At 59.4% G+C, this 10,905-nt stretch carries 15 protein-coding genes and 1 other annotated feature; of the genes, 4 read left to right on the top strand and 11 right to left on the bottom strand.

Annotation, left to right across the window (positions count from 1 at the left end; all coding sequences use genetic code 11):
• The first annotated feature begins 99 nt into the window (after nucleotides 1-99).
• Nucleotides 100-894, top strand: coding sequence for a diaminopimelate epimerase (gene dapF / locus B5G42_RS16530; protein WP_087272736.1), 795 nt, complete (start codon nucleotides 100-102; stop codon nucleotides 892-894).
• Between the two features lie 18 nt (nucleotides 895-912).
• A complete protein-coding gene (locus B5G42_RS16525) occupies nucleotides 913-2,130 on the top strand; it encodes an LL-diaminopimelate aminotransferase (RefSeq protein ID WP_087272733.1) in 1,218 nt (405 codons plus the stop codon).
• A 52-nt stretch (nucleotides 2,131-2,182) separates the two neighbouring features.
• Here the strand turns inward: B5G42_RS16525 and B5G42_RS16520 are convergent, their stop codons facing one another.
• Both B5G42_RS16520 and B5G42_RS16515 read right to left on the bottom strand, forming a co-directional pair.
• Nucleotides 2,183-2,752: an ECF transporter S component gene (locus B5G42_RS16520; protein ID WP_087272730.1), complete on the bottom strand. Its 570-nt coding sequence runs from the start codon at nucleotides 2,750-2,752 to the stop codon at nucleotides 2,183-2,185.
• Between the two features lie 145 nt (nucleotides 2,753-2,897).
• A complete protein-coding gene (locus B5G42_RS16515) occupies nucleotides 2,898-4,298 on the bottom strand; it encodes a uracil-xanthine permease family protein (protein WP_087272728.1) in 1,401 nt (466 codons plus the stop codon).
• Between the two features lie 316 nt (nucleotides 4,299-4,614).
• Between B5G42_RS16515 and B5G42_RS16510 the strand changes: the two genes are divergently transcribed.
• Entirely contained in the window at nucleotides 4,615-5,874 is a 1,260-nt protein-coding gene (locus B5G42_RS16510; RefSeq protein ID WP_087272725.1) for a diaminopimelate decarboxylase, read from the top strand.
• A gap of 89 nt (nucleotides 5,875-5,963) precedes the next feature.
• On the opposite strand, the gene rplL is transcribed toward B5G42_RS16510, so the two are convergent.
• The 7 genes from rplL to rpmG form a co-directional block, all read right to left on the bottom strand.
• A complete protein-coding gene (gene rplL / locus B5G42_RS16505; RefSeq protein ID WP_087272722.1) occupies nucleotides 5,964-6,338 on the bottom strand; it encodes a 50S ribosomal protein L7/L12 in 375 nt (124 codons plus the stop codon).
• Nucleotides 6,339-6,389: 51 nt separating this feature from the next.
• A complete protein-coding gene (gene rplJ / locus B5G42_RS16500; protein WP_087272719.1) occupies nucleotides 6,390-6,932 on the bottom strand; it encodes a 50S ribosomal protein L10 in 543 nt (180 codons plus the stop codon).
• Between the two features lie 45 nt (nucleotides 6,933-6,977).
• Nucleotides 6,978-7,113: a sequence feature (ribosomal protein L10 leader region), on the bottom strand.
• Between the two features lie 115 nt (nucleotides 7,114-7,228).
• Nucleotides 7,229-7,921: a 50S ribosomal protein L1 gene (gene rplA, locus B5G42_RS16495; protein ID WP_087188133.1), complete on the bottom strand. Its 693-nt coding sequence runs from the start codon at nucleotides 7,919-7,921 to the stop codon at nucleotides 7,229-7,231.
• 21 nt (nucleotides 7,922-7,942) lie between these two features.
• Nucleotides 7,943-8,368 carry a 50S ribosomal protein L11 gene (rplK, locus tag B5G42_RS16490; protein ID WP_087188134.1) on the bottom strand — a complete coding sequence of 142 codons (426 nt, stop codon included), beginning with the start codon at nucleotides 8,366-8,368 and terminating at the stop codon, nucleotides 7,943-7,945.
• A 93-nt stretch (nucleotides 8,369-8,461) separates the two neighbouring features.
• Nucleotides 8,462-8,983, bottom strand: coding sequence for a transcription termination/antitermination protein NusG (nusG, locus tag B5G42_RS16485; RefSeq protein ID WP_087188135.1), 522 nt, complete (start codon nucleotides 8,981-8,983; stop codon nucleotides 8,462-8,464).
• A gap of 10 nt (nucleotides 8,984-8,993) precedes the next feature.
• On the bottom strand, nucleotides 8,994-9,278 hold the full coding sequence (gene secE / locus B5G42_RS16480) for a preprotein translocase subunit SecE (protein ID WP_087188136.1): 285 nt from the start codon (nucleotides 9,276-9,278) through the stop codon (nucleotides 8,994-8,996).
• A 43-nt stretch (nucleotides 9,279-9,321) separates the two neighbouring features.
• Nucleotides 9,322-9,486, bottom strand: coding sequence for a 50S ribosomal protein L33 (gene rpmG / locus B5G42_RS16475; protein WP_087188137.1), 165 nt, complete (start codon nucleotides 9,484-9,486; stop codon nucleotides 9,322-9,324).
• Between the two features lie 321 nt (nucleotides 9,487-9,807).
• Between rpmG and ruvX the strand changes: the two genes are divergently transcribed.
• Nucleotides 9,808-10,227, top strand: coding sequence for a Holliday junction resolvase RuvX (gene ruvX, locus B5G42_RS16470; RefSeq protein WP_087272716.1), 420 nt, complete (start codon nucleotides 9,808-9,810; stop codon nucleotides 10,225-10,227).
• Nucleotides 10,228-10,234: 7 nt separating this feature from the next.
• Here the strand turns inward: ruvX and B5G42_RS16465 are convergent, their stop codons facing one another.
• Both B5G42_RS16465 and B5G42_RS16460 read right to left on the bottom strand, forming a co-directional pair.
• The gene (locus B5G42_RS16465; RefSeq protein WP_087272713.1) at nucleotides 10,235-10,591 is read right to left on the bottom strand and encodes a TSUP family transporter; all 357 of its coding nucleotides are present in this window, start codon (nucleotides 10,589-10,591) and stop codon (nucleotides 10,235-10,237) included.
• Nucleotides 10,591-10,905: TSUP family transporter (locus B5G42_RS16460; RefSeq protein WP_242961267.1), on the bottom strand; the 315-nt coding region annotated here is incomplete at its 5' end. The genes B5G42_RS16460 and B5G42_RS16465, both read right to left, overlap by 1 nt.

Genomic DNA, 10,905 nt, shown 5'->3' with positions numbered 1-10,905 from the left:
CCCCCCCCCCCCCCCCCCCCCCCCCCCCCCCCCCCCCCCCCCGCCCCCCCCCCCCCCCCCCCCCCCCCCGCCGCATATTCCGACAACAGGAGGGACCATATGCGATTTACCAAGATGGAGGGCCTGGGCAACGACTATATCTATCTCAACGGTCTGGACGGCTTGCCGGAGGACCTGCCTGCTCTGGCCCGGCGAATGAGCGATCGTCACTTCGGTGTGGGCAGCGATGGTATCATCTGTATCTGTCCCTCGGAACGGGCGGACTTCCGAATGAGGATGTTCAACGCCGACGGCTCGGAGGGGGAGATGTGCGGCAACGGCATCCGGTGTTTGGGCAAGTACGTCTATGACAAGGGGCTGACCCACAAAAAGAAACTGACCATCGAGACTGGCGGCGGCCTGCGTACTTTGGAGCTGCTGACCGAGGACGGCCTGGTGAAGGCGGTCCGGGTGAATATGGGCCGCCCACAGGTAAGGACAGCCATGGAGCTGACAGCGGGAGGGCGTATGTGGCAGATTACCCCGGTATCCATCGGCAACCCACACGCCGTCCTCTTTGTGGACCGCCCGGAGGAACTGGACCTGGAACAGTTGGGTCCCTGTTTTGAGCACCATGACGCCTTTCCTCAGGGCGTCAACACGGAGTTTGTCCGCTGTGCTGCTCCGGACCGGCTGGTCATGCGGGTGTGGGAGCGGGGCAGCGGGGAAACGCTGGCCTGCGGCACCGGGGCCTGTGCCGCTCTGGCGGCAGCGGTGGTCCAGGGCAAGTGCGGCAGACGAGCCGCTGTGGAACTGCCCGGCGGCGTGCTGGAACTGGAGTGGCCGGACAATGAGATGGAAATGATTATGACAGGACCGGCCAATACGGTCTTTGAAGGAGAATACCCTGTTTAACGCAAAGGAGAGAACACAATGGCAACCATCAATGCAAATTTCAACAAGCTGCCCGGCAGCTATCTGTTTTCCGAGATCGCCCGGCGGGTGGCCGCTTACAGCGCTGAGAACCCGGACCGGACCCTGATCCGGCTGGGCATCGGCGATGTGACCCGGCCCCTGCCTGCCGCCGTTACCGCCGCCATGCACAAGGCGGTGGACGAGATGGCCACTGCCCAGGGCTTCCACGGCTACGGCCCGGAGCAGGGCTACGACTTCCTGCGGCAGGCCATTGCCCAGCACGACTACAAGGACCGGGGCGTGGATATCCAGCCCGATGAGATCTTTGTGTCCGACGGCGCCAAGAGCGACTGCGGCAACATCGGCGATATCTTCGGCATTGACAACGTGGTGGCGGTGTGCGACCCGGTGTACCCCGTGTATGTGGACACCAACGCCATGGCTGGCCGGGCCGGGGACTACGACGCCGACGCCGGCCGGTGGACCAACCTGGTCTATATGCCCTGCGTGGCGGCCAACGGCTTCTCTCCTGCCATCCCGGAGGAGAAGGTGGACCTGATCTACCTGTGCTTCCCCAATAATCCCACCGGTGCCGTGGCCACCCGGGAGCAGCTGAAGGCCTGGGTGGATCATGCCAACGCCACCGGCGCCGTCATCCTCTTTGACAGCGCCTACGAGGCCTTCATCACCGATCCCGCCATTCCCCACTCCATCTTTGAGATCGAGGGGGCCCGCACCTGCGCCATTGAGTTCCGCTCCTTCTCCAAGACCGCCGGCTTTACCGGTACCCGCTGCGCCTACACCGTCATCCCCAAGGAGCTGGAGCGGGATGGCACCTCCCTCAACAGCCTGTGGAACCGCCGCCAGTGCACCAAGTTCAACGGGGTGCCCTATGTGGTCCAGCGGGGCGCTGAGGCCGTGTACAGCCCTGAGGGCCGTGCTCAGGTGAAGGAGACCATCAACTATTACCTGAATAACGCCAAGGTCATCCGGGAGGGCCTGGCTGCTGCCGGTCTTACCGTATCCGGTGGAGAGAATTCCCCCTATATCTGGGCCCGCACCCCCGACGGCATGGGCTCCTGGGACTTCTTCGACAAGCTGCTGCGGGAGGCCAACGTGGTCACCACCCCCGGCGCTGGCTTCGGTCCCAGCGGCGAGGGCTACATTCGTCTCACCGCCTTTGGCGAGGCTGAGGCCACCCGTCAGGCTGTGGAGCGCATCAAGGCCGTCCTGTAAAAGCATAAAAAATGCCCGCTGCTTTTTGCAGCGGGCATTTTTCATAGGTTTGTCAGACCAGCTTCAGGTGGGAGCGCTTCAGAGCGCTGCGGATGAGCACGCACAGCAGGGGAGCGGCTACCAGAGCCAGTACCGCATTGAAGATGGAGGCGGGTACCTTCAGCGGCAGGGTGGCCAGCGCCACGGTGGGGGTCAGGCCGTCCACCAGCAGGCCGTTATAGAAGTAGCTCTTGGCAAAGTAGAGAATATAGTAGATCACGCAGCCCAGAGCCGCGCCGGACAGGCAGCGGGGATAGGTGGGCTCCTCCCGGTGAGAGGCCTTCCACATCACCAGACCGGCGCCCAGGCCCATGGCGCCCTTGGTCAGGAAGGTAAGCCAGCACTCAGACACAAACAGGGGATTGGTCAGGTCATACAGGGCGGAGCCCAGACCGGAGGCCAGACCGCCGATGGGGCCCAGCAGCAGGCCCGACAGACAGCACATGATGTTGGCCAGGGTAAAGGAGGTATTGCCTCCGATGGCGATGGGCATGGTGATGCGAAGGTAGTTGCTGGCAAACACCAGAGCGGCCATCATGGCCAAAACGGCGATTTTCAGCGTAGAATTGGAACGGGATCGCATGGAGAACACTTCCTTTGTTCTTTCTCTTTGCCTTGATTATAGCGCTGGACTGACCTTTATTCAAACGCCAGATATAAAAAATATAATAAGGTCAGAATGAGCAAAAAACAACCGCAGCAGGCGGCTGCGGTTGCTTTGGATGGGCTCAGTACCGGCCGAAGTCGCCGGAACGGCCCTCGGTGACGTCGGAGCCGAACTCATAGTCCTTGCCGGGCAGGATGGCGTTGAGAGCGATACCGGCAATGGCGGCGATGGCCAGGTTGGTGAGGGTAACATGGGCCTCACCGATGGAGAAGGTGATGCCGTTGGAGAAGCCCAGACCGCACACCAGAATGACGGCGGCGATAATCAGGTTCCGGGAGTTGGTAAAGTCCACCCGGTTTTCCACCACGTTGCGCACGCCGATGGCGGAGATCATGCCGTAGAGAATGAAGGACACGCCGCCGATGATAGCGGTGGGAATGGAGTTGACGATGGCGGCAAAGGCGGGGGAGAAGGACAGAATCACCGCGTAAATAGCGGCCAGACGGACCACCTTGGGGTCATACACACGGGAGAGCACCAGCACGCCGGTGTTCTCGCCGTAAGTGGTGTTGGCGGGGCCGCCGAACAGACCGGCCAGAGAGGTGGCGATGCCGTCGCCGATGAGGGTGCGGTGAAGGCCGGGGTTCTCCAGGAAGTTCTCGCCCACAGTGGCGGAGATGGCGGACATATCGCCGATGTGTTCCATCATGGCGGCGATGGCGATGGGAGCCATAACCAGGATGGAGGTCAGGTCAAACCTGGCAATGGAGCCGGTGAAATCCGTGAAGAAGGGCTGCAGGCCCACAGGGGCGGAGGCGGCCACGCCGGAGAAATCGATCAGAGGCACCACATTGCCGGCGGTGTCCAGAGCAGTGGCGCCCATAGCGTTGGCAATGACGGCGATGACGTAGGAGCCCACCACACCTAGCAGGATGGGGATGATCTTGATCATGCCCTTGCCCCAGATGTTGGCCACGATGATGATGGCCATGGCCACGATGGCCAGCCACCAGCAGGAGGAGGCGTTGGAGACGGCGGAGGGGGCCAGGTTCAGGCCGATGAGGATGATGATGGGGCCGGTGACCACGGGGGGCAGGAAGCGCATGACCTTCTTCACGCCCACCAGCTTGATGATGGCGGCCAGTACCACATAGAGCAGACCGGCCACCACGATGCCGCCGCAGGCATATTGGAGCTTGACGGCCGGGTCCATGCCGGCGTATTTACCGGCGTCCAGAGCAGCCACGGCAGAGAAGCCGCCCAGATAGGCAAAGGAAGAACCCAGGAAAGCAGGTACCTTCAAACGGGTGCAGATATGGAAGAACAGGGTGCCGATACCGGCGAAGAACAGGGTGGTCTGGATGGACAGGGGCAGGCCGTAGCCCTGAACCAGGATGGGGACCAGCACAGTGGCGCCAAACATGGCGAACATATGCTGCAGGCCCAGGATGAGCATCTTGGGCAGACCAAGGGTGCGTGCATCCCGGATGGGCTCACTGCCGGGGGTGCGGGTGTCGTTCATTCAACATTCCTCTCTTTCCATGCGGGCAGAAAAAAAGCAACTGCTTTTTCATAGAAAAAACAATTGCCTCCTAGCCATAGCGTCTGTCTGCTGCAATACCTTCCCTTTCAAAACAAACGCCCCCTGTCCGCATTCTAAATTCATGATATTATATCAAAACAGCGTTATATATGCAAGGAGGGCCGGTGATATTTTGCACATTTGGGCATAATTCTAAAGATGGATTTGTGAAATTGGGAAACAAAGGATGATCTGTACATTGACAGATGGCCGAAACTTTACTATAGTAAATAACAAAAGATAAGAAGGTGACCCCATGAAACGACCCTTTGTGACAGCGGAGCAGCTGCGCTCCATCACCCAGCAGTACCCCACACCCTTCCACCTGTATGACGAAAAAGGCATCCGGGAAAATGCCCGGCGGTTGAAAGCTGCCTTTGCCTGGAATCCGGGCTTTAAAGAATATTTTGCCGTGAAAGCTACCCCCAATCCTGCCATTTTGAAGATCCTGCGGGAGGAGGGCTGCGGCGCCGACTGCTCCTCCCTCACCGAGCTGATGCTCTCCCAGCGCTGCGGTCTCACCGGGCCGGAGATTATGTTTTCCTCCAACGATACCCCGGCGGAGGATTTCAAGATGGCCGCCCAGCTGGGGGCTACTATCAATCTGGATGACTTCACCCACATTGACTTTCTCAAGGAGACCATCGGATATATCCCCGAGACCATCTCCTGCCGCTTCAACCCCGGCGGTACCTTCACCATCGGCGCATCTACCGAGGGCTTCCAGGTGATGGATACCCCCGGCGACTCCAAGTACGGCTTCACCCGGGAGCAGCTCTTTGAGGGCTTCAAAAAGTTGAAGGCCATGGGAGCCAAGCGGTTCGGCATCCACGCCTTCCTGGCCTCCAACACCCTGTCCAATGAGTACTATCCCACCCTGGCGGGCATCCTGTTCCAGCTGGCGGTGGAGTTGGAGCAGGAGACGGGCTGTGATATCTGCTTCATCAACCTGTCCGGCGGAGTGGGTATCCCCTATAAGCCCGACCAGCCCGCCAACGACATTGCCGCCATCGGTGAGGGGGTGCGGAAGCAGTTTGAGCAGATCCTGGTGCCCGCGGGCATGGGAGATGTGGCTATCTACACCGAGCTGGGCCGCTTCATGCTGGGGCCCAACGGCTGCCTGGTCACCAAGGTACTCCACTTCAAGCACACCTACAAGGAATATGTAGGCGTGGACGCCTGTGCCGCCAACCTGATGCGCCCTGCCATGTACGGCGCCTACCACCATATCACCGTCATGGGCAAGGAGGACGCCCCCTGCGACCACAAGTATGATGTCACCGGCGGCCTGTGCGAGAACAACGACAAGTTTGCCATTGACCGGATGCTGCCGGAGGTGGAGCGGGGAGACCTGCTGGTGATCCATGACACCGGCGCCCACGGCTTCTCTATGGGCTACAACTATAACGGCAAGCTGCGCTCCGCTGAGGTGCTCCTGCAGGAGGACGGTTCCACCAGGCTGATCCGCCGGGCGGAGACCCCGGAGGACTACTTCGCTACTCTGATCTTTGACTAAAGCAAAACCGGGCCGGGAAATTCCCGGCCCGGTAAAAAAAGACCTGCCGCAAATGCGGCAGGTCTTTTTCATCCGATTGGAAAGCGGAATTACTTCAGCTCCACCTTGGCGCCGACCTCTTCCAGCTTCTTCTTCAGCTCCTCAGCATCGTCCTTGGAGACACCCTCCTTGATAGCCTTGGGGGCAGCCTCGACAGCAGCCTTGGCCTCAGCCAGGCCCAGGCCGGTGATCTCACGGACAGCCTTGATGACCTTGATCTTCTCAGCGCCGACCTCAGCCAGCACCACGTCGAACTCGGTCTTCTCCTCAGCAGCGGGAGCGGCAGCGCCGCCAGCGGCGGGAGCAGCCATAGCAGCGGCGGAAACGCCGAACTCCTCCTCTAGAGCGTGGACGAGCTCGGAGAGCTCCAGAACAGTCAGACCCTTAACCTCTTCAATGAGGGCAGTGATTTTCTCAGAAGCCATGATAGGTAACCTCCTAAATAAATTATAATTGATACAGAATGGTGCGGGGAATTACTCGGCGGCAGCTTCGGCGGGCTCGGCAGCCTCGACAGAGCCGCCCTTCTGCTCGCAGATGGCCTTGATGACGATGGCCAGGCTGGTGATGGGAGCCAGCATGGTGCCCAGGACCTGAGCCTGCAGGACCTCCTTGGAGGGCAGCTCAGCCAGAGCCATGATCTCGTCCATGGACAGGACCTTGCCGTCCATAAAGCCGGCCTTGATGGTGAACTTAGCACCGTTGAACTGCTTGGCGAACTTGTTGATCACACGCATGGGAGCGATGGGATCGCCGTGGGACAGAGCCAGAGAAGTGGTGCCGTTGAGCACGTCATCCATCTCGTTCAGACCCACGTTGTTGATGGCGAAACGCACCAGGGTGTTCTTCACCACGGCGTAGTCCAGCTCGTTCTTGCGGCACTCGGCGCGCAGAGCGGTGTCCTCGGCCACGGTGATGCCCTTGTAGTCCACGAGCACGCCGCTGGCGGCGGTCTGCAGCTTCTCGGTCAGCTCAGCCACGATGGCCTGCTTCTCACTGAGAACCTTTGCGTTAGGCATTTGGATTCACCTCCGTTGAATTTGAGTTCAACTTTTCCGATGCAGTCACGCAACAAAAAAGCTGTTTTCGCATTCAAAGCAGCGAAAACAGCACAAAGAAATTCATTCCGTTGTGGCTGCATTCTCGGCAGGACTTACGGCTTGCGCCGCCTGCTGTCTTTGAACACGACTGATAGTATACAATAGAACACCGAGGATGTCAAGCACTTTTTTGAAAAATCATCACTTTTTTGTAAGTATCCTGGGGAAAAGAGTGAGAAAAACGGGGAGCAGGAAAACCTGCTCCCCATTTTACATTACATCAGCTTAGCGCCGTTGATCTTCACGCCGGGGCCCATGGTGGAAGCACACACGCAGGAGCGAATGTACTGACCCTTGGCAGCGGAGGGCTTAGCCTTGATGATGGCGCCCATCAGAGCGTTGAAGTTCTCGGTCAGCTTCTCAGCGCCGAAGGAGACCTTGCCGATGGGGCAGTGGATGATGTTGGTCTTGTCCAGACGGTACTCAACCTTACCGGCCTTGATCTCGGTAACAGCCTTGGCCACGTCGGGGGTGACGGTGCCGGCCTTGGGGGAGGGCATCAGGCCCTTGGGGCCCAGGACCTTACCCAGACGGCCCACAACACCCATCATGTCGGGAGAAGCCACGACCACATCGTAGTCGAACCAGTTCTCCTTCTGGATCTTCTCAACCATGTCCATCTCGCCCACGAAGTCGGCGCCGGCAGCCTTAGCAGCCTCAGCCTTGTCGCCCTTGGCGAAGACCAGCACGCGCTGGGTCTTGCCGGTGCCGTGGGGGAGAACGATGGCGCCGCGGACCTGCTGGTCGGCGTGACGGGAGTCAACGCCCAGCTTCACGTGCAGCTCAACGGTCTCGTCGAACTTGGCGGGAGCGGTCTTGACCACCAGCTCCATGGCCTCAGCGGTATCGTACAGAGCGCCCTTGTCAATGAGCTTGGCGCTCTCCTGATATTTCTTGCCTCTAAACATTGCTCTATTCCCTCCTTCGGCTTAGTCGCCCACCACGATGCCCATGGAGCGGGCAGTGCCGGCGATCATGCTCATAGCCGCGTCGATGCTGGCCGCGTTCAGGTCAGGCATCTTGGTCTCGGCGATCTTGCGCACATCTTCCTTGCTGATGGTGGCCACCTTGGTCTTGTTGGGCACACCGGAGCCGGACTCGATGTTGCAGGCCTTCTTGATGAGGACGGCGGCGGGAGGAGTCTTGGTGATAAAGGTGAAAGAACGGTCGGCGTAAACGGTGATCACCACGGGGATGATCAGGCCCACATCGTTCTTAGTGCGCTCGTTGAACTCCTTGGTGAAGGCGGCAATGTTGATGCCGTGCTGACCAAGGGCAGGACCGACGGGGGGCGCGGGAGTCGCCTTGCCGGCGGGAATCTGAAGTTTCACATAACCAGTAATTTTCTGTGCCATTTGAAACAGCACCTCCTACGATAAATGTGGTTGGAAGCGGAACTGCTGTGCAGTCCCTCCCACGTGCGGGGGAAAGGGGCCGTGCCCGGAGACTTATTCGACTGGCTCGACCTCGTCCAGTTCCAGCTCCACGGGAGTTTCACGACCGAACATGGAGACTACCACCCGGACCTTGCTGCGGTCCAGATCGATCTCCTCCACGGTACCCAGGAAGGATTCCAGGGCGCCATTGATGATCTTGACGTTGTCGCCTACCTGGTAGTTCACCACTACCTCGCGCTTTTCCACGCCCAGAGCGGCGATCTCTTCGTCAGAGAGGGGGATGGCCTTGTTGCCGGAGCCCACAAATCCGGTGACGCCGCGCACGTTGCGCACCAGATGCCAGGTCTCGTCGGTCAGGACCATTTTGACCAGCACATAGCCGGGGAATACCTTGCGCTCTACAGTCTTGGGGCCGTTGTCCGTAATTTCAGTAACGGTCTCCAGAGGGATACTGACCTCAAAAATGAGGTCCCGCAGGCCACGGTTCTCCACTGCCTTTTCAATGCTGGCGGCCACGGTGTTTTCATAGCCGGAATAGGTATGCACCACATACCATTTCGCGTTCTCAGCCATCTTCTACACCTTAACCCTTGCCAAACAGATCCAACAGGGCACGAATCACGGAGCCGGCGAGGGCGTCGAACACCCAGATGCAGATCCCAACGACGATACAGCAGAGAATGACGATCACGGTGTTGTTAATGGTCTGTTTCTTGGTGGGCCACTGGACCTTCTTCAGCTCGCTCTTGAGTTCCTTGAACCACTTGCCGATGCGGGCGAAGAAGCCGGGCTTTTTGTCCGCCTTGGCGTCCTTCTTCTTCTCGGACTTGGCGGGCTTGGTCTGCTCGAGCTTCTCGTTTTCAGACATTCCGTTTAACCCTTCTTTCTTCTGAGCCGTCTTGCAGAGCTCATTACTTGGTCTCGTTGTGGACCGTGTGCTTTCTGCAGAAGGGGCAGTACTTCTTCAATTCCAGACGGTCGGGAGTGTTCTTCTTGTTCTTGTTGGTGTTATAGTTCCGCTGCTTGCACTCGGAGCAGCGCAGGGTGATCTTCACCCGGTTGCCGGCCTTCGCCATGTTCGGCACCTCCTTCATTGTTTGACCGCATAACAGCAAAAATGCCGGATGCGGCCGCAGGCCGAATCCAGCACGTACCGGCGGCGAAACGCTGCCGGATGGAACGTCACGGTGCGGATTCGGCACATTTGCCTCCCTATGTCTCACGCGGAGGGAAGGGTTTCGCACGTCATCACACCGTAAAAATGCGCACAAAAAAAGAGCCCTTTTTCATAGGTAATTGAACTATACCACAGCATGAGACCAAAGTCAAGCAGTTTCCACTTGTTTTTTCTTCATTCCTTTTGTATAGTGTAGAAAGCAGAAAAAGGAGTGATGATCTTGCGTATCATGGCCATTGATTACGGCGACGCCCGGACGGGCGTTGCCATCTCCGATCCCACCGGCCTGCTGGCCGGTTATACCACCGTGATCCACAGCCGCAAGGCGGATGTGGTGGCGGAGGAGCTGGCCCGGCTGGTGAAGGAACACCAGGTGGACGAGTTGGTGATGGGGTTTCCCCGGAATATGGACGGCACCGAGGGCCCCCGGGCGGAGCTGTACAAGGCCTTTGCCGCCCAGGTGGAAGAGACCTGCGGCCTGAAGCCGGTGCTGTGGGATGAGCGGCGCACCACCGTGGAGGCCCACAACATTCTCCACGCCTCGGGCAAGAAGATGAAAAACCACAAGAAGACAGTGGATGCCGTTGCGGCCACCCTGATTCTGGAGGGCTACCTCACCTTCAAGCGGACCAGAGGATAAGAAATACCTACCCTTTCCGGAACAGCTCCCGCAAGCCCACTACCAGGAGAAATCCTCCAAAGCAGCGGCGTAGCAGAGCGGTGTCCAGTCCGGTGGCCGCCCAGGCGGCCAGAGCCGCGCACACAAGGCCGGTGAGGATGGCGGGGAGCAGAACCGGCTTTTCCACATAACCGTTCCTGATGTGGGCGGGCAGAGCCGCGGCGGCCGAGGGCAGAAAGTAGAGCAGGTTGATGCCCTGAGCCTGGTTTTGGGCGATACCGGCAAAGGTGGTCAGATAGATGAGCAGCAGGGTGCCGCCTCCCACCCCAAAGCCGGACAGGATGCCGGTAAGAACCCCTGCCAGAATAGCGGTCAGCCAGCCCATCAGAAGAACAGGGCCTTTACCCCGCCGTAGAGCAGCAGCAGGGCAAAGAGCCGTCGGAGCCACACCATATTCATGCGCCGAAACAGCCTCCCGCCCAGGAGACCGCCCAGCAAGCCCCCCACCAGATAGGGCAGTGCCATCCACAAATCCACGCCGCCCCGGAACAGATAGATGGCGGCGGACAGGGCACACATGGGCAGAATGATGGCGACTGAGGTGGCGAAAGCCTTCCGCTGTCCCAGGCCGCACCAGCCTGCCAGCAGGGGGACCAGCACCATACCGCCCCCGCCCCCGAAAAAACCGTTGACTAAGCC

This window comes from Flavonifractor sp. An91 (genome assembly GCF_002159225.1).
In the GTDB taxonomy this organism is placed as follows: domain Bacteria; phylum Bacillota; class Clostridia; order Oscillospirales; family Oscillospiraceae; genus Flavonifractor; species Flavonifractor avicola.
This window is presented reverse-complemented; position numbering and strand designations above follow the sequence as displayed.